We start from the raw sequence: 24,503 nt of genomic DNA, 5'->3' as shown, positions 1-24,503 counted from the left end.
GCATTCATAGCAATTGCTTAAAAGCCCGCAATAAAAGCAAGTCTTATTTAAGAGATGGACTTGGATCGGTCAATGGAGAAGTTAACGAAAGCTATTGTTATTGACACTCTGCGGTCTGAAGACACGCGGATTCTTTAAGACTTGCTTAAAAGGGACAGTCAAGTACCCCTTAGACACTCAAAACAATTACTAGTACGACAGGTATTGCAATTGTGCTTACTTTTAGATTGATTTAGTGCTTTCCGATGCCATCAGTTTTTAGTGTTAAACGCTCCATGCTTCACCATTGCTTGTTTACCCAGGCTACGGCTATGCCGAGACGAGATAAATCAGGGGTTTCTCCTTAATAAAACACTTCTTTGCGTTGATAGTTACTCCTACTAGCTCATTAATTCTATCATGTCACTGCGAATAAATTCGCCGTTGGCACTTCCTCCATTGTCTAAAGCCAAATGGCTTCCGTGCCATTCGTTATTTCTTGTGATTTGTAATCAGCAGTAGAGTTTCTCTGGGATACAATCTTAGAAGTGACATTCTTACAGCAGAATTCACCGAGTTAGGAGTAAAACTGGCTTGCTGTCCGGCTTTGAATTTAGATCCTGTACCTCATTAATTTGCAATCTACTGTATATCTTTGCCTTCGTTCCTGTGATGATCGCAGGTAGTGAATCAAGTCATTCAATGCAGTGCCAGAAAATTTCTCTTGATCATCATTCTAACGCAACCTTGCCAAAAATCAATTCCTACAATGTTCTAATTTTTGACAACTACTAGCAAGTTAGCCAATAACTAGAAGTTCGTCAAATTTATTTTGACGGGTAATGAGCGGAAAAAACTTCTGTTCTTCCCTCCCCTGCCCCCCCTTGCCTCTCTTCTCCCCCTGCTTGCCTTCACCCGTCATTTTCGGGTTGACAGACTACTAGACGCTGGCGGTGGATATGCAAGATGTGAAATTCTACATTTGCCACTGTTTCCAGCATAGACAAGATTTGCTCAGGACGCAAGATTACTCCATCAGGACGACAGCTACCCAAGTAACGCACAACGGCTATTGAGTCCAATTCTTGGTGAGAGACTGAAATTAATTCTATCTCCCACAGGCGATCGCGCAGATTTATTAATTGCTGTTTACCGGATTTGGTTGTATGTGCCGATAAAATCTCCTCTTGATGTTTAATAGTCTCAATCCAGTTTTGCCATTGTGCCGATTGTCCCTCGCTTTGGGCTGTAGACAATGTGAGTAAATACTCGGCTGCTTCTAGCTTTTGGGTAGCGGAGGGAGACTTAATGTCTATTTCTACCACATTATACACAGGAATGTCAGTAGGTAGTTGTTTAACCAATTGGGTATGAAAAGTTGCCACATCAATTGGTTCAGTCAACTCAAAATCAACTATTTCTCCACTACTGGTAGCACCTAAACTTAAAGCACTGGCTAAAGCAATCCTCGGTCCAGGATGAAAACCACCTGTGAAGGTGATGGGTAAACCAGCACGGCGCATAACTCGATCAAATAGACGCATCAAATCTAAGTGACTGACTAAAGCCATATTTCCTTGTTTACCAAAGCATACTCGCAATCGTTGGGCTTTGGTGGTGTTGGGAACAAAATCGCCGGCAAAGCTGGGAATGGGTGGTGCAGCCATAACCACATTATGACCGAAATCAGTGCCACAGACTCCACAATGAGAACAACCTTCAAAAGAGCAGTCAGGGACAATTGCAGCTTCTAGAGCGCGTTGTAGGTCTTGTTGCAGCCACTTTTTATCAATGCCAGTATCAATATGATCCCAAGGTAAGGGAGTATCCAGAGGTGATAGAGTTTCTTGTTCGTTGTTGCTGACAGCAAACAGATTCCATTCGCCATTTTCCACTTGACGGTATTTCCAGTCTAGACCGGCTTCGGTAATGGCTGTTCCCCAAGCTGTAAAGGCTTTATCTACATTATCAAACCAAGCATCCATGCCTGCACCCAATTTCCAAGCCCGATGTAACACTTTCCCCAGAGTGCGATCGCCTCTACCAATAAAGTCTTCCATCGCCGAGATCCGAAAATCCGTGAAATTTACTTTCACATTCCGCATTCCCCGAAATTCTTCTCTGAGTAGGTTTTGCTTTCTCGCAAACTCAGTTGTGGAGACTGAATGCCATTGAAAGGGAGTATGGGGTTTGGGGGTAAAGTTGGAAATGGTCAAAGTGAAGTTTAAGGATCTTCTGCCCTTTTCCCAACATTCTTGCTTTAACCATCTTACCGTTTCCACAATGCCAATCACATCGGCATCTGTTTCACCGGGTAAACCAATCATAAAATACAGCTTGATTTTATCCCAACCTTGTGACCACGCTGTTTTTACACCCCGCAATAACTCTTCATTTGTCAAACCCTTATTGACAATATCCCGCATTCTTTGTGTACCCGCTTCTGGGGCAAAGGTTAACCCACCTTGGCGCGTACCTCCCAGGATATTGGCAATATTTTCATCAAACCTATCTACTCTTTGACTAGGTAAGGTGAGGGAAATGTTGTCATTTTTTAAGCGATTTTTTATTTCCATCCCCACCGCTGGTAGGGCTAAATAATCTGAACAACTTAAAGACAAGAGGGAAAACTCATTGTAACCAGTTTCCCGCATTCCCTTTTCTATAGCTTCTACCACTTTTTCCGGTTCGACATCCCTCGCTGGTCTAGTTAGCATTCCTGGTTGACAGAAGCGACAACCGCGAGTACAACCGCGACGAATTTCAATGGTGAGGCGATCATGTACTGTTTCTACATAAGGAACTAAGCCGATAGAATAGGCAGGAATGGGTGTGGCGACTCTTCTGAGGACTCTTTTGGGTACATCTGGACGCAGGGGATATACAGCCCCACCTACACCCATCTCATAGAACTGCGGCACATAGACACCAGGAATTTGCGCCAGGTCTAATAATAGTTCTTGACGACTCAAGCCTGATTTTTTCCCTTCTTCTAAAACCAAGCCAATTTCGGGAAGTAGTTCTTCACCATCTCCCAAAACCATGAAATCGAAGAAATCTGTATAGGGTTCGGGGTTAGAGGTTGCTGTTTGTCCACCGGCAAAAATTAGCGGGTAATTTCCCTGTAACCGTTCTTCTCTAGTCACGGGGATTCCGGCTAAGTCCAACATTTCTAAAATATTGGTGCATCCTAATTCGTAACTGAGACTAAAGCCTAAAATATCGAAGTCCGTCAACCACCGTTTAGATTCCACTGCAAACAGGGGTGTCTGCGTGGTGCGAAGTTTGGCGGCTAAATCCGCTCCTGGTAGATAAGCGCGATCGCATAACTGGCGAGGCTGGGCATTCAAAATATTGTATAAGATGATATGCCCTAAATTTGATGCCCCTACCTCATACACTTCTGGATAGGTCAAAACCCAACGGATTGTTGCCGTATCCCAAGGTTTATGGACTGCTAAACGCTCATTACCCAGGTAACGGGCAGGTTTTAAAATATCCGATGTTATTAATTGTTCAACTAAAACAGCCACTTTGCTATCTTCTAGCTACCATAAATTACAGCTAACCACCCCAACACTAGCATTAATTAGAGATTTTGACTGGAGTTCAATAATTTTATTTAGGTTATGCCTACACGCTGCGCGTTAACAAAGTTCCTCTGAAAGAGTCACGTGCAGAGGCTTCCAGAAGCAAAGGCGCAAAATTTTAGGAATTATATTGACATTATCGTCTAAGCTTTTATAAGTGTAAATTTGCATCTTGTTTAAAGATCAACTTTTTTTTCTGACTTGGCTACAAGTTTGAAGTCTCTTTACTCAATCTTTATAGCTTGACTGGGTTTATTTAAAGATTGTCATAAGTCAATGGTAAAGTGTAATTATATATACATTTTTTTTTAGCAAGTTAAAAAACAATCTACTTATGCCTTCTGAATGCAGATTAATCATCTGTCCCTATAGCAGTTACTCTTGCTGAAACTGTGAATGGAGGTAGTTCCAGGAAAATTTCTCTGTGATTGTCCACCTTGACTTTTACCCTTGTCATTGATAAAAACAGAGTTATAGAATAACTGGTCTTGATTATTTAGTAGTGATCTAAATCACAGGGTCGAGAGGTATAAATCACCTTTTATACCGAGCATTGTCTTAGATAATGACTAGTAACTGCAATTTGGTTTATTTGTTATGAAAACTCGATACGTGATTCGTCAGTTGGTAGAAAAAGCCCTGCATATCCGCAAGCTAACGCCAGAAATCGAAAATGAGATTAACTCGGAATTAACAAAGCTAGGTCATATCTCTGATGTTGACTATGAAGCTTTAGAATTACTAATGGCAGAGATGGATGCTGGTCGGGTACAGTTAGTTCCTACCTGGGGATAATACTCATACTGGAAGGTACTGACAATGCGTATTGACATCCTGTATTGCTAGTATTACCTATGCAATTAAGTCTCTTTATGTTTCTTGTCCTTGTTGATATGCTTGCCACAGTTGATGAATAAATAAATTAAATTGTTGTTTAGCTACTAAATCAGGCTCAAATTTTAGTTCTTTAGGAAAAAGTTGCCCTAAAAAAGCAATAACTTCTGTATCTAAAGCCGGTTTAAACAAATCTAGTGGCCAGAACAAATCTGATACACCTTGTAAATCAATTACAAGTGGTAATTCTGAGTTAGAGTTCACAAGCAGTAAAGGACGCACCCAACACAATTGTCGGGAAACGACGATTTCAATAACTTCTGCATAAAGATGCTGATGGCTATAATCCAAGGATACAATTTGTCCTGGTTGAAATTTTGGGCTGATATCCATAACTATCTAGAGTATTGACTTCTGTGTGGCAGTTTCCTTAATTTTAATAATTCCCGTTGCCAGTGATGAGATAGAAAATAAGGGAAAATTTTTCTGTCCCAATTATTAATGTAAATTTCTTGTGTTTGTGCTATGATGTCATAGGAAAAGCTTCTCAGCAACGCCAAAGGTATTTTAAGATGGAAATACGGCAATGCAGAAGTAAATAACTGTTCAGCATTTGCTTAACAGGAACATATTCTAGTAAATCAACGATAAAAGAGCAAAGAACCGTGTCAGTCGAAACCATTGAGAAGCGTTCTACATCCCGCAAGCTTGCGCCTCAGTATCGCGTCTTGCTCCATAATGATGATTATAATCCGATGGAGTACGTTGTACAAGTGCTAATGACTACTGTTAATAGCATTACCCAACCGCAAGCTGTTAGTATTATGATGGAAGCTCACCATAACGGGTTAGCTTTGGTTATTACTTGCGCTCAAGAACACGCGGAGTTCTATTCTGAAACCCTCAACAATCATGGTTTAAGTAGTACGATTGAACCAGAAGAATAGTTTTTGGTCATTAGTCATTGGTCATTAGCAGTATATTGTTGACTGATGATAATTGACTAACTTTATGAAAATTAATCTCACTCAACTTACCCAATACCCCGTTCCTGTGAGGCTAGTTTGTTTTATACTGGCCTTACTGTTTTTATGGCTACCCCTAGCTGTACCAATTTATTTGCTAGTCAAAGATACTAATTTAGAAAGTATTTTGACGCTGGTGATATTATATGTAGAGTTTATTTTTCTGCTGAATATTTGGGGTAAGCAAGTTTATCAACAACCAAAAATATTCAGCCATTATGGTTTAGAATTTACGCGTCTTAATGGGGTGAATGTGTTGCAGGGGTTGGCTATTGGACTAACTACTGTTTTAGTTTTATTTGGTTTAGAAGGTGTACTGGGTTGGTTGATATGGCAACAACCACAAGTATTTTTAGGGAGAATAATTTTAGAAGGTTTATTAGTTGGTTTTGGGGTGGGTTTTGCAGAAGAATTATTATTTCGGGGTTGGTTATTGGATGAGTTACAACGAGATTATAAATTAAATATCGCTCTCTGGATAGATGCAATTTTATTTGCTGTATCCCATTTTATTAAACCTTTGGAGGCAATTATTCATACTTTACCCCAGTTTCCGGCTTTGGTGTTGTTGGGCTTAACGCAGGTATGGGGAAAACGTTGGAGAAGGGGACGTTTGGGTTTACCTATTGGTTTACATGGTGGGTTGGTTTGGGGTTATTATATCATTAATGTCGGGCAATTAACTAAATATTCGGGACAAGTTCCTGACTGGGTGACTGGTGTGAATAATAATCCTTTACAGGGAGTTATGGGGGTATTATTTATGGGTGGTTTGGCTTGGTGGATAGGGAGTAAACAGCAGGTGACAGGGAAGAGTATAGAATTTGAACATAAAACCTGATTCAGAAAAAAGCGTTGCTGATTAAGGGTAGGAATTTTAGTCTCACGCAAAGGCGCAAAGACGCAAAGGTAAGAGGTTAAAAAAACCTGATTCAGAAAAAAGCGTTGCTGATTAAGGGTAGGAATTTTAGTCTCACGCAAAGGCGCAAAGACGCAAAGGTAAGAGGTTAAAATTTATCCTGTCAATCCTCAAATCCTGGACATCCTGATTCTGACAATTTAGGCTTGACAAAGCTCAAGTCTTGAGTTATCCTTATGTTATAGGTGGGAAAGTGTGCGCCCATATATATAGGCTTTTCAACCACCAACATAATTATTTTCCTCTTTATCCTGTCAATCCTCAAATCCTGTACTTCGACTTCGCTCAGTAACCGGATATCCTGATTCAGACAATTTAGACTTGACAAAGCCAAAAGCTTGTATTATGATTATGTTATGGGTGGGAAAGTGTGCGCCCATATATATAGACTTTTCAACCACCAATATAATTATGATGATTGTTTGTGGGAATTTGGGATTTTTCAGGATGTTGTTTAATGGTTGTTTGTTGAGATTTTGGAGATGATTTTGTCTGAATCAGGATATCCAGGATTTGAGGATTTTCAGGATGTTGTTTAATGATTGTTGGTTGAGATTTTGGAGATGATTTTGTCTGAATCAGGATATCCAGGATTTGAGGATTTTCAGGATGTTGTTGGATGATTGTTTGTGGGAATTTGGGATTTTTCAGGATGTTGTTTAATGGTTGTTTGTTGAGATTTTGGAGATGATTTTGTCTGAATCAGGATATCCAGGATTTGAGGATTTTCAGGATGTTGTTTAATGATTGTTTGTGGGGATTGTGGAGATGATTTTGTCTGAATCAGGATATCCAGGATTTGAGGATTTTCAGGATGTTGTTGGATGATTGTTTGTGGGAATTTGGGATTTTTCAGGATGTTGTTTAATGGTTGTTTGTTGAGATTTTGGAGATGATTTTGTCTGAATCAGGATATCCAGGATTTGAGGATTTTCAGGATGTTGTTTAATGGTTGTTTGTTGAGATTTTGGAGATGATTTTGTCTGAATCAGGATATCCAGGATTTTCAGGATGGGTAATTGGTAATTGCGAAAATGCTGTAAACTAACCATCTAAAGAAGAGCATAAAACAATCTTTCCATCACATCCTGAAAATCCTCAAATCCTGGATATCCTGATTCAGACTAAAAAAATCACCACTTCATCAAAAACAATCTTTCCATCACATCCTGAAAATCCTCAAATCCTGGATATCCTGATTCAGACATTTAAGCAACAAAAGGATACCCAAATTCTTGAAAGTATGAATCATTTATAAATAAAGACCCTATATATGGGCGAACACTTTTCCACTCATAACATAAGTGTAATCGAAACTGAGAATTTTGTCAAGGGTTAAAATTGTCAGAATCAGGATATCCGGTTACTGAGCGGAGTCGAAGTACAGGATTTCAGGATTGACAGGATAAATTATTTGTGTATGGTTTGCACAATTTCCCAGCCATAACAGAAGCATGGTGGAAACTGAGAATTAAGGTAAATACTTTTGCACAACAGTCCAACCACTGAGAGATACCCAAGCAAATCCTAATAATAAGCAGAAATTACACCCAAGATGTAATGGTCTAGCCCAAGGTTTGATGGTACTAATTTGAGTGGCACTAAAAGCGGATACTAAAACTAAGATGACGACTATTAAACCAGCGACTAAATGTGGTGAGTGTCCTAGTGAACCGAAGTGTCCTAATGTACCAACAATGCCAACGGCTAGGAGTAGTAATACTAGGCTAACTATAGTTATGCCGATTATATAATGGAGCGATCGCACTTGCGGACGATACGAAGGTAATAGAATACCGAAAGATTCTGGGTTTGTTCTGACCCGTAACATCCAAATACCAGTTATGGCTAAAAATAAATAGGCTAGTAAAGATAATCCCATTGACCAAGCGGCTATTTTCCATAACCATAGAAAGGAAGGTAGGTGCATAAAACAGTTCAGTTCCAGAAAGTTACCTATTGAGCTTAACAGGACTTCGGCTTTTTTCGGTATGCACTTGAATGAAATCCAGAATTTACCTAAAAAACAATCCACCAAAAGACTTTTAATTCTGTTCCCTGTTCCCTGTTCCCTGTTCCCTGTTCCCTACTATAAACATAAATCAAAATTATGGCTGGTTCTAGAAATGACTGGTTTCCCACTTCTGTTTGGCATTTTTCCCTAGAAAATTATCAACAATTAAATCCTCCACTCTTACAAACTATCTATGCAGAGGAACGTCGAGATAGTCAGGGTGAGAAGTGGTCAAATATACTAGGATGGCATAGTACAGATAGGTTGCATGAAAGGGATAGTTTTGACAACCTGATACAAATCATTAATCAAAATGTCTTAGAAGTTGCCACATTTTTACAATGGGACTTACAAAAGTTTAGTCTCAAAATTACAACTTGTTGGGGAATTATTAATCGTAAACTTGCTTCCAACTCTGTACATAATCATCCCAACTCAATTTTAAGTGGAGTTTATTATCTGAAAACTCCTGAAAATTGTGGTGGCATATTTTTCTCTGATCCGCGACCAGCTTCACAAATGATCGTACCACCATCTATAGAGTTTAATCTATGGACTTTCCCCAAAATCACTTATAAAGCTCGTGAAGGGACAATGTTAATATTTCCCAGTTGGCTGTTACATGGTGTGGAAATGAATATGAGTGATGAAGATCGGGTGTGTATTAGTTTTAATATTGGCATAGTACCTATAAATAGATAATCTTGCCTTAATCAAAAATTAACTTTTAGAAGGATTTTTAATTAAGAAATAGCCAATTCATAGTGCCTTCTTAACCTCTGAGTGAGAGGCTAATAAAAAGTGATACTCGTATTCGGTAAATATAGGTTTTCCTAAATTTACCAAACATTCATTCAGTAAGCACTACACAGAGAATTGAGGGATTTTATGGCTATATCATTCGATACAACCCAACCATCTCAAGTTAAAGGGCTAAATGGTTACACAGTCGATCCTATTTTTACAGTTGGTGACAAAATTGGCAACTATGTTGCTCCTGGGATTCTTGACGGTATTGGCGCTTACTCACTCAACGATACAACTGTTCGTATATTAGTTGTTAATGAGGTAGCGGCTACTGATGGTTATAAGTACACCCTGAAAAATGGGACACAACTCCCCGGCGCAAGAGTTAACTATTTTGATGTTGACAAGCGCACATTGCAAATCGTTGATGCTGGATTAGCCCATGACACAATTATCAACCGCAAAGGTGAAGTTGTTGATGCTGCTGCTGACTTAGAATTTGGTGGTATTCAACGTTTTTGTTCTGCTGCTTTGTTTGAAGCCAATCAGTTTGGTGCGGGTATTGGTTTAGCTGATCGTATTTTCTTCTCTGGTGAAGAAACCAGTAATGGTACACAATTCGCCTTAGATACACAAACAAATACTTTATATGCAGTCCCGGCATTTGGTCGCGCTTCGTGGGAAAACGTCACAGAACTAAATACAAGCCGCACTGATAAAGTTGCCTTTTTAATTGGTGACGATAGCAATAACGCGCCTTTATATCTCTATGTTGGCGATAAAAAAGCTGGTGGTTTCCTGGAACGTAATGGTTTAGCACAGGGTAAACTATTCGTATGGGTGGCTGACGATCCTGCAAATGCTACTGATGCGATTGAAGCTAATCCTAGCCAGTTCAAAGGCAGTGGTAACAGCACAAACGGTCAATTTGTAGAAATTTCTTACTACGATCCCACAAAAGCAAATACTACAGGTTATGACGCTCAAGGTTTTGCTACACAAACAAAACAAAATGAGTTAGCTACCGCCGTTAATGCCTTCAGATTCTCTCGTCCTGAAGATATCGCTACCAATCCTTTCGATGGTACTCAAGCTGTTTTAGCCTCCACTGGTATTACTGCAGGTCCTGATGTTTGGGGTACAACCTACAAAATTGATGTTGACTTTAGCCAACTTCTTTCTACTACTGCTACTGTTCCTACAGCAGAAGACACTGCACCCTTTTTACTACCAACAGGATTCACTCAGACAGAAATTGTTGACCGCAACAAAGCTAATCTAGATCCTCAATTTGCTGCCACCTTTGGTAACTGGGATATGGTGGCACTCGATCCCACCAACCGCTACATCTACATTCCGATGGAAGTAGGTCAAGGCGCTGGTTTAGCTCGCTACGACACCCAAACTGGTGACTTTGTTTCAGCCTTGACTGGTCAAGCGGCCTTACCCTACACCACCAATCCTACGGTTTGGGATAAGAATAATGATGATTTTGGTCCTTTTGACCCTGCTGTATATACTCCTTACGGAACAGTTCTTACCGCCGAAGAAAGAACCAATGGTCGTCTATTTGAGTGGCTTAACCCCTTGATGGCTGCTGGTGATCCAGCCAATGTGGTTTGGCGCAGCAATATTCCTGCGGTTTCCCATGAAGGATTGAAGTTTGACACCTCTGGTACTTTGTACTTTATTGATGAGAGCAACACTGGTTCTATCTACAAGTTTGTACCTAAGACTGTTGGTGATTTGAGTGTTGGACAAAGTTTTGTCTTGAAGGTAACTGCCTTTACAGGTAATGCTTCGGAAAACTGGAACTCTACTGCAAATGCAGCTACTACTCGCACTGGTGCAGCTACTTGGGTGGCGATTACCGATGCTAATGGCGTGAAAACCACCACCGCCGATCCCTTTGACTTTAGTAGCACTACTACGGGCGGACGGGCAGCAGCGGATGAAGTTGGTGGTACACCCTACGGTCGTCCAGAAGACTTAGAAATTATTGGTGACATTCTTTATGTAGCTACAACTAGCGAAAACGCAGTTTATGGCATTAACCTCAAAACTAATGAAGTTAAGCTTTTTGCTAGTCGTAGCACAATTGATGGTGGTACTGCTTTAGCTGCGGGTACCAACCTCAATAACCCTGACAACTTGGCTAGTGATGCTGCTGGTAATCTTTACATTATCGAAGACAACGGTCCTGGCGATATCTGGAAGGCATCTGATAGCAATAAGGATGGTGTAGCTGAATCAATTACTCGTTGGGCTAGTTTGGGAGTTCCTGGATCTGAACCTACTGGGTTGATTTCTACAAACAATCCCAATGAATTTATCGTTGCCATTCAACACCCCACATCTGGAAATGATGCTCTGTGGAAGATTACAACTGCACCAGAAATCACTGCAAAAATTGACATCCTTTACGATGGCAACGACGCTGGTAAACAAGATTTCGGTATGCGTAGTCCTGATAACCTCGACTGGGCTGATAATGGCAAAATTTACTTACAAGAAGACCGCGCACTAGGAGCAGATATCTGGGGTGCAACTTCTAAGCAAGAAGCCTCTATTTACGTTCTTGATCCTGCTGCTGCCAATCCAGCGGACAGCTTAACTAAAATTGCACAAGTTGATCGCTCGGCTGTTCCTTCTGGTCAAACTGATTCTAGCCCCACTGATATCGGTAACTGGGAAACTTCAGGTATTCTAGACGTTTCTAGTCTTTTTGGTAACGCTCCTGGTACACAGTTTGTGTTTGATGTCCAGGCGCATAGTATTCGTTCTGGAACAATTATTACCGCCACAAATATTGATGGTAATGGTGATGGCACAAAAACTAGACAAGAAAACCTGGTTGAAGGTGGTCAGTTATCTTTCTTGACTGCGCCTAATGCCAATTTGATTCAGGACACACAATTCTTTGCCGGTACACCTAATGCCGATACAATTGTCGCCAAACAAACTCCTGGCTTTAGTGGTATTAAGGATGTCGTGTTTAGTGGCGCTGGTAATGACGAGATTGATAGTGCGGCTGCGGGCGCTCTTGCCAGTAATAACATTATTGACAGTGGTAGCGGCAATGATACCGTGTTTTTAGCCAGTAGCGATCGCGCTTTTGGTAGTGATGGCAATGATACATTTTTCGGAGATGAAGCCAGTAATTTCCGTGCCTCTGGTGGCGCTGGTAATGATCTGTTCTTCCTGGGTAATGGTTCTAATGGTCGTGCCTTGGGTGGTGATGGTAATGATACCTTTGAAATCGGTCTTGGTGGTGGTCACACCCTAGCTGGTGGTGCTGGTGCTGACCAATTCTGGATTGTTTTTGGTGAATTAACCAAAGCTACTAATACAGTTCTCGATTTCCAAATTGGTACTGATAAAATTGGTATTTCTGGTGCTGCCAGTTTAGGTATCACTACAGCCAATCTGACTTTGACTCAAGTTGGTGCTGATACTGCGATTATCTTTAGTGGTCAAACTTTAGCCACTTTAACTGGTATTCAAGCGAGCGCTTTGAGTGTGGCTAATCCTAATCAGTTTGTCCTGGTTTAATTAAAGCCAGCATTTAATAGTAATTACTTGTAACTAAATACCTTGGCAGGACTTGATATTTTTACAAGTTTTGCCAAGGTTTTTTATGATGGTAGGAGTTAGGAGTCACCGAGTCAAATGGGAATTATTTGTAGGTTGATTGATTTGAGTTGGGGATAGTTTCACAGCCACAATTATTACAAGTGGGGTGTTGTAGGTAATTTTTACAAAAGTTTAAGTAATCAAATGTAGGCTTTCGTTGAACCATAGCATATAGTTAGTTCATCTTTGGGAAGAAGTTTAGTAAGAAAATAGCACTTTTCAGCAATATCTACTTCTTCTAACATACCTCTAAGATACAAGGTTGGGTTGAAGTATGAAACCCAACAGAGCAGAAAATGGACAAGGTATTGTCACTAAAAATTAATTTTAACCCCAATTTTTTAATCAAAAAATTGTTAAATCATAGGACTAGCTTAACCTTTACGTGAAAACCTCAAAAATATTAACACTCATACTCAGCAAATTAGATTTACCTAAGTTTGCCAAAACAGGACTTATTAATTCAGTAAGCATCATCAAAGGAATTGAAGAGTTTTATGGCTAAGAATACAATTATCATGATCGGCGACGGTTTAGGCTGGGAAATGGCTCGCGCTGCGGCTATCTACCAACAAATCAGTGAAGGTAAGACTGGTACAACCCTCAATGACTTTTATACATCTGGCAAGGGAACAGGGCTTAATTTCCAAACCTTGACAGGTTATACACAAGCAACTACCTACGGAACTACAATTGCAGGTAGTAACGGTATATATAACGTATCAAACTCAGCCCTCAATGGTAATACCTTCACTAATGTGACAGGTACAGCACCTATCCGTCCTGGGTTTGAATTTAATCCCACATTTAACCCTGGAACTACCCCTAATGGAGGAGCAAACGCTAACAATGGTGTTGTTGGCAACCTTGTGGGTTACGATCCAGTTAGAGGTGGTATAAATCCTTGGACGGCAGGTATTGATGCTGAGTATATTAAGTACAGCTATCCTGACTCTGCTAACACAGCTACCACCCTTTATTCAGGGATTAAGACCTATAACGCCGCTATTGGTGTTGATATTTTTGAAAATCCTGTTGAAAGTGTGCTTTCTAGAGCGGCATCTCTTGGTAAATCAACTGGTATAGTGTCATCTGTTCCTGTTGATCATGCTACTCCTGCTGCTGCTGCTGCAAATGTCAATAATCGCAACAAGTTTGATGGTGAATTTCCTTCACTAGATAACATCTTGCAGCAAGAACTCCGCATTTTCCAACCAACTGTACTCCTTGGTGGTGGTCATCCTCTTTCTACACCAGGAAATCCTTTACCAGTAGGTGTTGAACCAGATTCAATCAGAACCAACACTTACATTACACAATCAACCTATACAGAGTTAAGTACCAAGCCTACCAGCAACATTTACGACTACACCTTTTTGGAACGTGGTGCAAATGCGGCTGAGGTATTGGCGAATACTGCGGCTCAACTTGATCCCGAAAAAGGCGATCGCCTCCTTGGTCTCTATGGTGCGCGTGGACAAGATGGTAACTTGCCCGTTAGTTCTGCCGATGGTGACTACAGCACCACTGGCTTGGGAATGTTCACCGTCTACTCAACCAAGGGTCTAAATCCAGATACCCTGAGACCTCTCAATCCTGGTGAAACAGATACACAGTTCATTGCCAGAGAGACTGACGAAAACCCAACTCTTGATGACCTGACTAAAGCCGCTTTATCTGTATTAGGTAAAGATCCTGATGGTTTCTGGTTGATGGTTGAAGCTGGTGATATTGACTGGGCTGCCCACGACAACAACCTTGACAACCTGATTGGCACAATTTTAGACTTTGACAAAGCGATTGGCTCTACCATTGAGTGGATTAACCAAAATGGTGGTTGGGCGGATAACCAACTGATCGTTACTGCTGACCATGACCATTACCTTACCCTTAATGGCGACTACCCTACATTAGTCAGAAACCTCGGTGCTGAACAATTAACTACCATTGACACAATCTCTGGTTCTGGGCAATTCTGGGGAACTAGCGCCACCGATAAATACGAATGGGGAACCCATACCAACCGTCCTGTCCCTGTTTACTATCAAGGTGTTGACTCTGAAACACTAACAAATTCAATCGGTACAGGTTTTGAATCCTACGGTTTTCAAATCCCCGGTCTTGCTAATACCGTTGATCAAGTCCACATTGCTAAAACTTTGTTTGCCTCAGTAACTGAAGTTAATCAGGAAGACTTTGTTTCTGGAACTACTGGCGCAGATACCTTAATTGCACTTCAAAATATAGATGGGGTTCAAGACACTGTATTTAGTGGTGCAGGAAACGATGAAGTTGATTTAGCATTCAATAGCAATGCTCGTAACAACATCATTGACACTGGTAGCGGTAACGATAAAATCTACGTTAGTCGCAACGACGTAGCCTTCGGCAGTGATGGCAATGATGAATTTGATGCTAGAGATGGTAAAGGTGAGAATCGGATGTCTGGTGGCGCTGGTGATGATACTTTCTATTTAGGTAGCAATGACCGGGCATTAGGTGGTAGTGGTAACGATAAATTCTTTGCCGGTTTAGGTGGTGGCAACCTTTTATCTGGTGGTGCTGGTGCTGACCAATTCTGGATTGTCAACGCTGAACTACCAAAAGCCGCTAACACAGTTCTAGATTTCCAAGTTGGTACTGATGTGATTGGTATTAAGGGTGCTGCTAGTTTAGGCATCACTACCGCCAATCTAACTTTGACTCAAGTTGGTGCTGATACTGCGGTTATCTTTGGTGGTCAAACTTTAGCCACTTTAACTGGTATTCAAGCCAGTGCTTTGAGTGTGGCTAATCCTAATCAGTTTGTCCTGGTTTAATTAAAGCACTTTCCGGTCTTATCAGGTACAAGAACCCCACCCCCAACCCCACCCCCGCAAGCGATGAGGGGGCTAAGATGCACCTCATAAGAGCAGAAACCGCTGTAAAGTTGGGATTTAATAGTAATTACTCCCGGTTCGCCCATTTTTTAGGGAGTTAGGAAAAATGTGCAGATAAAAGTATAATCAGAGACAGGTTATACAAAATAAGCTAAGTAAGTATATGTTCGACGTTATGGCAACTGAATCCATAATTACAAACGAACGAGTAGATGACATACCCGTACTACTCACACAGATAGAACGGATGGGTGTACAAAAGCTAATAGATAAAAACTTCCCCACCCATGGAAATTGGCGAGGACAAAGCTTGGGGAATGTAGCAGTGATCTGGTTAACACATATCTTATCGCAAGCAGACCACCGTTTAAATCAAGTTCAAGCCTGGGCTGGTAAACGGTTAGAAACATTGAAAAAATTGATTGGTGAAAGCTTAAACGAACTTGACCTAACCGATGACCGATTAGAAGCAGTATTGCGTTACCTTAACTGTGACGAGAACTGGTATGCGTTTGAGGAAGAACTGGGAAGTAATTTGTTGCAAGTGTATGATATCAAACCAGAACGGGTAAGACTGGATAGTACAACAGCTTCAAGTTATTGCGGGGTGAATACTGAAGGGCTATTTCAATGGGGTCATAGCAAAGACCATCGTCCAGATTTGGCACAAGTCAAAATCATGCTATCAACATTAGACCCATTAGGAATGCCAATAGCAACAGAAATATTATCGGGAGAAAAAGCAGATGACCCTTTATATATCCCCGCAATTGAGAGAGTCCGTTCGACGCTAAAACAGCCAGGATTACTGTATATTGGGGACTGTAAAATGGCATCAATGGGGACAAGAATCCATATTGTATCAGGGGGAGATTTTTATCTATGTCCTTTAAATGCCAAGCAAACACCGACAGAAAAATTAAGAGAATATCTGCAACCAGTTTGGGATGAAAAACAAGAATTGACAACTATCAATTATGATTATGCAGATGGAAAAACGAGAGAGATTGCTGAAGGATTTGAACTAAAATTGCTCCAAAAAGAAAAGATTAACGAGCAAGAAATATCTTGGGAAGAGCGACAATTAGTAGTCCGTTCTTATGCCATTGCCCAGACAGAGGAAAAATATCTACGTGAACGCATACAGAAAACCGTTCATGCTCTTGAACAACTAAAAATCCCCAAACGCGGCAAGAAAAAGCTGACATCATTTCCAGAGTGGGAGTTATCTGTAGCTGAGATTCTCAAGCGTTATCGGACTGGGGGATTATTTGAAATTGATATTCAAACTCAGCGAGTTGAAAAAGTTAAAAGACAATATGGCGAACGTCAATCTCAAATAATAGAAGAAGTTTCCTTTAATTTAGATTTTAAAATTAATGAAGACGCGGTAAAACAACAAGTTCAACTGTTAGGCTGGCGAGTTTATGTCACTAATGAAACTGAAGCTAACCTGAGTTTGAAACAAGCAGTTCGTGCTTATAGAGATGAGTATTTGACAGAACGAGGATTTGCTCGACTTAAAGGCTTTCCTCTTTCTTTAACTCCAATTTATTTACAACGTGAAGACCATATTACTGGTTTGATCCGACTACTTTCAATTGGTTTGCGAGTTTTGACTCTTTTAGAGTTTCAGGTTCGTCGCCATCTTGACAAAAATCAAGAAAAATTGGCTGGACTTTATGCTGGTAATCCTCAGCGTAAAACGGCACGTCCTACTGCTGAAATGCTTCTTGTTGCATTTAAAGAAATCACATTGATATTAATTGAGGTTAACAATGAAGTCTACACTCATTTAACTACTCTTTCCCCTTTACAGCAGCGTATTCTTGTTTTACTTGGGTTTCCCCCTACTATTTATACTCAGCTTAGTGGTCAATCTTTTACTCCTGAGTAGAATTCTTCTAACTCTCGCAAAAATGGGCGAACCGGGAGTAATTACTTGTAATTAAATACCTTGGCAGAACTTGATATTTTTCGAGGTTTTGCCAAGGTTTTTTATGATGGTAGGAGTTAGGAATCACGGAGTCAAACGGGAATTATTTGTAGGTTGATTGATTTGACTTGGGGATAGTTTCAAAGCCGCAATAGGTATTGGAGTCGCTACAATCACAACCGCAATAGATAAAATCACAGCAACAGGTTTACCTCCAAATGTTAATAAGTCTTTGAAAATGGTTTCTGTGGTCAAGCTGAGGAAAATAATGATAATACTCAACAAATACTTTTAAGTCACCTGGCAAAACACACCGCAGGATTAGGTTTAAATGAATGAATTAATTGAGTTGACGGGAATAGATGAAACTGATTTACAGAAAGCTTTAGAAGTTTTGAAACATCATGATGTGATTGTAGAAAATCAGGGACGCTGGAGAATAATCGTAGAACTAGTTCGGCATTGGGTTGTTAATATGTTTTGTTGAACCTACAAACAGATATAAATTTGATTAAAATATGAATTTGGTAGGAAATATTGCTACTATAGAGCAAAATAGAGGTATGACCTATGCCTAACGTCGAAAAACTTAGCATTGCCCTAACACCAGAAATGGCTACTTTGGTTCGTGATGCGGTAAAATCTGGTGAATATGCCAGCAGTAGTGAAATCATCCGCGAAGCACTGCGGGACTGGAAATATAAGCGGTTTATTCAATCCCAAAATATTGAGGAAATACATCGTTTGTGGCAAGAAGGTATTGATAGCGGTACTGGAAAGTATGCAAACATAGACGCTATTAAGCTAGAAGCACGAAAGCGTTTCGCTCAGATTTCTGAGAGGGATGTGTAATTAGATGGCATATTTGCTTCGTACTACCAAAGCGGAAGAGGACTTGATTCAAATATGGTTGTATATTGCTACTGATAATCAAGTAGTAGCGGATAGAATTATTGACCTTTATAACATTACGGAAAACCCATAGCCCGCCTGGGAATGAATTCCCAGTCTAATAGCAAAAGTCATCTGAAGATGACTAAAAATCCCCATAAATCTATAGTTTACTTTAGTAAACTTTGACTATTAGCCATGAAATTCATTTCATGGCGGGTGCGAAAGCCAATAAATAAGACATTTTTCGGTTAAGTTGACAATCTCTAAAAATCATTAAGTCAGATTTAAATACTATCAGGATCTACACCCAAAGCCTTTAACTTTTCTGCTAGTAATTGAGCGCGTGCTTCGGCATTTTTAGCCCGTTCATCACCGGTTAGTAAAATATTACTATTTTGATCACACCAACGTAACCAAGAATCATTTCTACCTTCAAATTCTCCAGTCCATAAAGTTATAGCTAACCCAATATCTTCTAACCAATTATCTGTAGTTTCTATATAACGTCTACCCTGGAGAGTATAAATTCTGAGAATTTCTTCTCCTAAATTTTTATTTGGGTCATAGACAATATAATATAAAACTCGCATTTGCTCATAAATTTGCAGCTTTTTAGCTAATTCATTCCCATCTTTATTAGAAACAATTTCCAGTACGAGTTCCGGGAATTTACCAAAATTCCAAACTAGGTAAGAACGATTTTGTTTTTCCCACCAGTTCTCAGGAATTTGCACATCAAAACTAATAAACACATCAGGAACTATGGGAGGTTCACCATAAGTATGATAAACACCAACATTGGCTTCAGCTAAAAAAACCTGATTTTGTAAAGAACTGTAAAGCGAACCGACTAAAAGGCGTTGTTGTTTGGCAGATGCGAGATTATCTACAGTTGTATCATCTTCAGTGATGAGGAGGTTGGCATCTGGTACATCACAATTATCAATTTCAGTTTTGATGAGAAGTTGGTCAATCATGATTGTATCCACTAGTTGAGATATGGAAATTATAACACTAAATACAGGAATACTATGGTTGTTTTACAGTTATGAAATAGAATGTTTAATACCTATATTCTACATGGGCAAATACAAGGGAAATTTGGACAAAGTTCTGCCTCTAGCGTAAAGTCCGAAATATCACTCTTCCTGGATACTGTTGCTGATTAATTTTGGCATAGACTCGCAAACAGGTTAATACCTCGCCAGGATTACCACCACAGTCTAATTGCAGGTCATCCTTAGAAAATTCACAAACATCAGCATACAGTCCTGATAATTGTTTGAGTCGGACTTCATTACCTGCTTTAATAGCTTTATCGGCGGCTTTTTTTAACAGATGTCGGGATTCTTTTTGTAATTTTCCCCACCAAGAATAACGTTCCGCAGGGGGGATAAATACTAAGGAATGAATGGCTTCATCTATGTCAATCCAAGCACATAAATTAAGAACTGCATCAGTATTTTCATCTATTCTTTGGATGCGGTGAAAGCGATCGCTTAAAGCATCAATATATTGATGACGTTGTTCCAATTTGGCAGATAAAGAAACTATATCAAAGCTAAAAACACTTTTTAAAGCATGATATAAATCTGGATCTATTTCTATAAACTTAATATATAAAAGTAAAAATCCGGCGATTAAATATAAATTATCGGAAAGATGAGTTTGGGAAATTTCTGAATTTATCAAAGCTGTTTGAGATAAACATAGTCCTTTGGCTTGAACTGTACCACTCAACCCCGGATAAATAATTTCATCACGCACAAATGGCAATTCATTCAGATTGATATTATCTACAACTGCCCCTACTTCCTGTGCTAATTCTAAAGCCTTATGTCGCCAAGATGTCGCTACATCTTCAGGAACTCGCAATAGTTTTCTATGAATTTCGTTCCATATTTCCGTATCAGTTTGACCTTGAATATGAGAATTACCTAAATAAGAATTTAATTCTGAATTGTTATTAAAAATTTCTTTTAATTTTAATAATTTTAATTTATTTGTTAATTCAGGTTGTTTGAGATCCCCGACTTCTTTAATAAGTCGGGGATCTGAGGATGATGGTTCTAATAATTGATGAAGTTCTTGTAGAAGTTCTTCGCATACCTGACATCCGGCATCAAATGGATATTCTTGATTTGCTTTTGTTAAAGTTGCAGCTAATCCATATAAATTAAACCGCAATATTTTGGCTAATTCTGAGTTTTCTATAGTTAATAGTTTATGTAGATTCTGCATAATTTTATCAGGATGAAAATAAAAGATTTTAGATCCCCGACTTCTTGAAGAAGTCGGGGATCTTGAACTTAATGAATACCGCAAAAAGGATCACGTTCTTTATCAACTTCATTGGGTTGTAGTTCCAATTCTGCCCGATAAACACATCCTTCTTGTTCGAGACATTCTTGATTATTAGATGTCCAATAAGGAACTGCCCCCGCGTGCATTCTTAATATGCCTGTATTATCAAGAGTTACATGATATTGACAGGGATAATCTGTGATAATATCTGGTCTGCTGAGTGTACCAATCCGTAGCCATTTTTTAGTATTTGTCTCACTATCAGTTTGATAAATGTAGAAAGTATGTTGACCACTTTGAGGAAATGGTGGCAAAGGTTTACTGATTAATCCTGTGCCTGGTTGCTTCACACCATCTTGTAAATAATGAAATGTTTCCATTGATTTACTTTCATTATTATCAATGGCAAATACTAAATGATAAGCATGAGGTTGATCAACTGTGGCAGATTCTAAAACATTGACAGCAATATCACCATCATTTAAGTTGTGTTGGTGGTTTTCTACAGCGATATTCCACTTTAAATTACCATCAGTAAACAAGGCATTTTCAGTAGATTTAGATATGACTGAATTAATATCAATACCAACCACGTCTATTAAATAATGGGGATTACCTCGACATAGTAAAATACTAAATTGTAAAGCTTGGTCAATCTCAAATTGGACTTTGATTTTTTTGAGAAATTCCTGTTCTTCCATGCCCAACTTATCCATCAATATTTTACCGTCGAAACTACCCCACAGACGAAAAGTTCCATTTTCATAATCTTGACGATGGATAATATTAGTTAATTGAATGCCCTGCCAAGGTGTCCGCACTTTAGCAACCGTATCCCAAGGTGCAAGCTGATATAGTTCTTGTCCAGCACTAAAAATGGCTAATGGGTCGTTACTTTGGGTTTTGCGTTTGAAGTTGCAAGGAAGATAATAAAACAGGTTTTTGACATCAATTTCTAATTGATTTGCACCTTTGCGTAATAGACTTTTAGATTCTTCAGGATCAAATCGAAAGCGACGTAGTTTTTCGGCATAACAAGCACCTGCTGAGGTAGCAAGTTTAGTAAATTCTAAAACAAAAGTAATTCGTTCGGGATTCCAAACAAAATATGGTGATTGACCAAATTCCTCGTAAATTTGTTGTTGCACAAGATCAAGACTACAGGTTTTTCCAGAAAGAATTAACCAATCTACTTTTTGATTAGGTTCTGAACTGAGACGGCTTTCTATTAAACCTTTAGCAATCCCAATTGCTTCTTTAATTGACGAAGTTGCTGCCCGTTCAAATTGCTGATGATCTAAAGTTAAATAAATAGATTCAGAACTTCTAACTTGAAATTTAACAGCACTTTGGGCAAGCAGTTCGCCAATTTGTTGTTCATTTAAAGTGAAAGTTAATAAAGAACCATCTGTGGTTGTTTTTTGTCCTAATTTGAGTTTGGCGGCTTCCGCATGATCCCACAATGTGTAAAAGGTTTGTAGGCGTTGGGGTGCCTGTTGCCAACGAGTTGGTAAGACTTTTTCCGCAGTATCCAGGGCATCTTTAAAGGCAACATCACCTTCAGGATTTTCCTTATCTATACATTTTAATAAACTACCAGTTTTAAATTTCCCATCTTCTAAAAAACGGTCGTTTAATTCGGAGTTAATTAAGTCTTCTAATTTATCGCTTTCGATATCACCTGTAGTGACTGCGGTAAGGAGAAAATCAGAAATTGCTACTTTTAACAAGCGGAAAATTCGTAAAGTAATTAATTCACCACCTAATTGTAAATGTCCTGAAGAACCTAATAATTTAGGAGTCAGTTTATAGTAACGTCCTCCTAAACCTCGATCTTCATGATCTGCAAAGAAAGGGGTTTTATCTTCGAGGGTAAGTTCAATTAAAGCTAAGTCAGTTGTGCCGCCACCAATATCTAAAACTAGGACATTTTGTGACCATTTATTCCCATTTTGACGACAACGAGTTTTAAAAGATTCAATGCCAATATTCAGATTTCCGCCAAATTCTCGCCACAGGAAAAAGATAGCAACAGACACAGCTTCATCATAGGCTGTTTGCACATCATCAATGCCTAATTCCTGTACCAATTGCTTGATTTCTTTACGAACTACGGGAGGGGCAACGGTGGGATAGGTAACAACTGCTGTTAAAAAATCGCCTTCTGAAAATCTGCGTCTAGCCCGTTGCCGATAATCTTCTGTTAATTCAATTAATTGCGCCCAAGCTGCTTGAATGAGGCGATTAACTTGAATGTTTTCTTCGTCGTCTTCTAAGATAATGGGAAAAGATCGATCTTGTCCAAAATAGCGTTTGGGTGAATGATGAAATCTGCTAATAATTTCTTTGACTGAAACAGTTGTTCCTTGGGCTATGGCTTTTTTTCTATTATCTCTTGCGTCTCTACCCATGCGTAGTTTTAAAGGGATTAATTGCGATACTTCCATTTCACTGGGAATTTCTGTACTGCGTCGGTCAATATCTAAAACTACAGGAATTAAATTTTGTGATTCTAATGTGGGAACACGAAAAACTTCATGATATATAGCATAAAGCTTTTTGCTAACAGCCCGCCGAAATCTATCACTTGTTCCTAGACATAATTCAATTTGCCGAATTGCTTCTAAAAATAATTCTTTGTTATCGCTTTCAAAAATTTCACTTAATTGATATGATTCTATTTCTAAGTTTTTGCTAATATCAACCAGGAATTTTTCCCACTCACCACTACTAACATCTGGTAAGGCTAAATCTGGGGAGGAATTAAACCATTCCGCCATACGTTCTCTTAATCTCAGTTCTTGTTCTCTGGGTAAAACTTCGGCAATGGGAACTTCTATGGGGTCAAAAAGTGTCACTGTAGAATTGGAAGTACCAAAATCTAAAGCTAACCAACCAGGAAATCTTTTTCTTTGTTTTTCGTTGAGTTTTTCACTGAGTTGTTGACTTAAATTATGCAAATAGTGATCAAATTGTGAAGTATTCATGGGTGGATGATTTTTTGTAGATGAACTTGATGATGTTTGTAAATTGGGTATAAACCAAAGATCACATTCAGCACATACATGATTAGATATGGACAAATTTGGTTTTCCCGCAGCGTCAGAATCAAAATATTCGACAATTACCTTTAAGATACAATCAACTATTGTGGTTAAAGGTGCATCTAACTGACAGGAGTTTTGTCCTAGTTGAGAAATATTATAAATTTGTTTGGGTGTATCTGAGTGAAATTGTCTATAGCTGCTTTGAATTTTTGCTGCTAATTCATTTGGTGTACCTCTGACTATGCAGGTAATTCGAGAAATGTAGGGAATGTTGCTTTTAATAGGGACAATTTGGATGGTGGGTAGATGCAACTGTGCGTTTTCTTTCATACCTAATTTAAAGCTAGGTAGAAGCTGAATTTCCACAGGCATTTTTATTTTCCTTTTTTGTTTGTTAATATTTCATTGATAGTGCATTTCCCTAAATTTATTTGATAACTAATAGAAGAGTACGGATTATATCAATTCCTATTTCATTGAGGTAGATAAGGAAGATTTTAACCGCAGATGGAGGAGGATAAACGCAGATGAACGCAGATGAATTTGTACTTTATTAGATGTTATACCAATTTTGTATAAAGATGCGCCAAATTTAGAAAGGAACGTTAGCGAAGCGTGGCGTTAGCCATACCACAGAGGCACAGAGAACACAGAGGAGGAAAAGACAAGGTTACAAAATTCAGCGCAGTCTCATAAAGAAAT

18 protein-coding genes are annotated in these 24,503 nt (G+C 39.2%); 10 read left to right on the top strand and 8 right to left on the bottom strand.

Annotated features, from left to right (window positions below):
- Positions 1 to 890: 890 nt before the first annotated feature.
- Positions 891 to 3,512, bottom strand: coding sequence for a TIGR03960 family B12-binding radical SAM protein (locus AA650_RS09725; RefSeq protein ID WP_053538862.1), 2,622 nt, complete (start codon positions 3,510 to 3,512; stop codon positions 891 to 893).
- 654 nt (positions 3,513 to 4,166) lie between these two features.
- On the opposite strand from AA650_RS09725, the gene AA650_RS09720 reads away from it, so the two are divergent.
- Positions 4,167 to 4,364, top strand: coding sequence for a hypothetical protein (locus AA650_RS09720; protein ID WP_015078743.1), 198 nt, complete (start codon positions 4,167 to 4,169; stop codon positions 4,362 to 4,364).
- A 75-nt stretch (positions 4,365 to 4,439) separates the two neighbouring features.
- Here AA650_RS09720 and AA650_RS09715 read toward each other — a convergent pair whose 3' ends face one another.
- Positions 4,440 to 4,796 (bottom strand): hypothetical protein, encoded by a 357-nt coding sequence (locus AA650_RS09715; RefSeq protein WP_199924416.1) that lies wholly within the window; start codon positions 4,794 to 4,796, stop codon positions 4,440 to 4,442.
- 272 nt (positions 4,797 to 5,068) lie between these two features.
- Here AA650_RS09715 and clpS point away from each other — a divergent pair, with 272 nt between their 5' ends.
- Together clpS and AA650_RS09705 are read left to right on the top strand one after the other, a co-directional pair.
- Entirely contained in the window at positions 5,069 to 5,350 is a 282-nt protein-coding gene (gene clpS, locus AA650_RS09710) for an ATP-dependent Clp protease adapter ClpS (RefSeq protein ID WP_027401430.1), read from the top strand.
- 64 nt (positions 5,351 to 5,414) lie between these two features.
- Entirely contained in the window at positions 5,415 to 6,269 is an 855-nt protein-coding gene (locus AA650_RS09705) for a CPBP family intramembrane glutamic endopeptidase (protein WP_053538861.1), read from the top strand.
- An 887-nt stretch (positions 6,270 to 7,156) separates the two neighbouring features.
- On the opposite strand, the gene AA650_RS09700 is transcribed toward AA650_RS09705, so the two are convergent.
- Positions 7,157 to 7,399 carry a hypothetical protein gene (locus tag AA650_RS09700; RefSeq protein ID WP_053538860.1) on the bottom strand — a complete coding sequence of 81 codons (243 nt, stop codon included), beginning with the start codon at positions 7,397 to 7,399 and terminating at the stop codon, positions 7,157 to 7,159.
- A gap of 419 nt (positions 7,400 to 7,818) precedes the next feature.
- Complete coding sequence (locus AA650_RS09695; RefSeq protein WP_053538859.1) at positions 7,819 to 8,277, bottom strand: DUF4079 domain-containing protein; 459 nt, start codon at positions 8,275 to 8,277, stop codon at positions 7,819 to 7,821.
- Positions 8,278 to 8,457: 180 nt separating this feature from the next.
- Between AA650_RS09695 and AA650_RS09690 the strand changes: the two genes are divergently transcribed.
- The 4 genes from AA650_RS09690 (at position 8,458) to AA650_RS09675 (ending at position 17,517) form a co-directional block, all read left to right on the top strand.
- Positions 8,458 to 9,063, top strand: a complete 606-nt coding sequence (locus tag AA650_RS09690) for a TIGR02466 family protein (protein ID WP_053538858.1) — start codon at positions 8,458 to 8,460, stop codon at positions 9,061 to 9,063.
- A 186-nt stretch (positions 9,064 to 9,249) separates the two neighbouring features.
- A complete protein-coding gene (locus AA650_RS09685; protein ID WP_053538857.1) occupies positions 9,250 to 12,660 on the top strand; it encodes an alkaline phosphatase PhoX in 3,411 nt (1,136 codons plus the stop codon).
- Positions 12,661 to 13,238: 578 nt separating this feature from the next.
- Positions 13,239 to 15,560 (top strand): alkaline phosphatase, encoded by a 2,322-nt coding sequence (locus tag AA650_RS09680; RefSeq protein WP_053538856.1) that lies wholly within the window; start codon positions 13,239 to 13,241, stop codon positions 15,558 to 15,560.
- A gap of 235 nt (positions 15,561 to 15,795) precedes the next feature.
- Positions 15,796 to 17,517 carry an IS1634 family transposase gene (locus tag AA650_RS09675; RefSeq protein ID WP_053538855.1) on the top strand — a complete coding sequence of 574 codons (1,722 nt, stop codon included), beginning with the start codon at positions 15,796 to 15,798 and terminating at the stop codon, positions 17,515 to 17,517.
- A gap of 123 nt (positions 17,518 to 17,640) precedes the next feature.
- Here the strand turns inward: AA650_RS09675 and AA650_RS09670 are convergent, their stop codons facing one another.
- The gene (locus AA650_RS09670) at positions 17,641 to 17,838 is read right to left on the bottom strand and encodes a hypothetical protein (RefSeq protein ID WP_190383968.1); all 198 of its coding nucleotides are present in this window, start codon (positions 17,836 to 17,838) and stop codon (positions 17,641 to 17,643) included.
- A 49-nt stretch (positions 17,839 to 17,887) separates the two neighbouring features.
- Here AA650_RS09670 and AA650_RS27780 point away from each other — a divergent pair, with 49 nt between their 5' ends.
- From AA650_RS27780 to AA650_RS29085, 3 genes are all read left to right on the top strand, one after another.
- The gene (locus tag AA650_RS27780; protein ID WP_190383967.1) at positions 17,888 to 18,043 is read left to right on the top strand and encodes a hypothetical protein; all 156 of its coding nucleotides are present in this window, start codon (positions 17,888 to 17,890) and stop codon (positions 18,041 to 18,043) included.
- Positions 18,044 to 18,126: 83 nt separating this feature from the next.
- Entirely contained in the window at positions 18,127 to 18,408 is a 282-nt protein-coding gene (locus tag AA650_RS09665; protein WP_053538853.1) for a ribbon-helix-helix domain-containing protein, read from the top strand.
- 4 nt (positions 18,409 to 18,412) lie between these two features.
- Positions 18,413 to 18,541, top strand: coding sequence for a hypothetical protein (locus AA650_RS29085; protein WP_257720901.1), 129 nt, complete (start codon positions 18,413 to 18,415; stop codon positions 18,539 to 18,541).
- 193 nt (positions 18,542 to 18,734) lie between these two features.
- Here AA650_RS29085 and AA650_RS09660 read toward each other — a convergent pair whose 3' ends face one another.
- From AA650_RS09660 to AA650_RS09650, 3 genes are all read right to left on the bottom strand, one after another.
- Complete coding sequence (locus AA650_RS09660) at positions 18,735 to 19,427, bottom strand: Uma2 family endonuclease (RefSeq protein ID WP_053538852.1); 693 nt, start codon at positions 19,425 to 19,427, stop codon at positions 18,735 to 18,737.
- Between the two features lie 142 nt (positions 19,428 to 19,569).
- Positions 19,570 to 20,691 carry a hypothetical protein gene (locus AA650_RS09655; protein WP_053538851.1) on the bottom strand — a complete coding sequence of 374 codons (1,122 nt, stop codon included), beginning with the start codon at positions 20,689 to 20,691 and terminating at the stop codon, positions 19,570 to 19,572.
- Between the two features lie 68 nt (positions 20,692 to 20,759).
- Positions 20,760 to 24,173 carry a virulence factor SrfB gene (locus AA650_RS09650; RefSeq protein WP_053538850.1) on the bottom strand — a complete coding sequence of 1,138 codons (3,414 nt, stop codon included), beginning with the start codon at positions 24,171 to 24,173 and terminating at the stop codon, positions 20,760 to 20,762.
- Positions 24,174 to 24,503: the final 330 nt, after the last annotated feature.

Origin of the sequence: Anabaena sp. WA102 (assembly GCF_001277295.1) — a bacterium.
Taxonomy (GTDB): domain Bacteria; phylum Cyanobacteriota; class Cyanobacteriia; order Cyanobacteriales; family Nostocaceae; genus Dolichospermum; species Dolichospermum heterosporum.
Note: the sequence above shows the minus strand (reverse complement) of the source record. Positions and strands in the feature narration are given on the sequence as shown.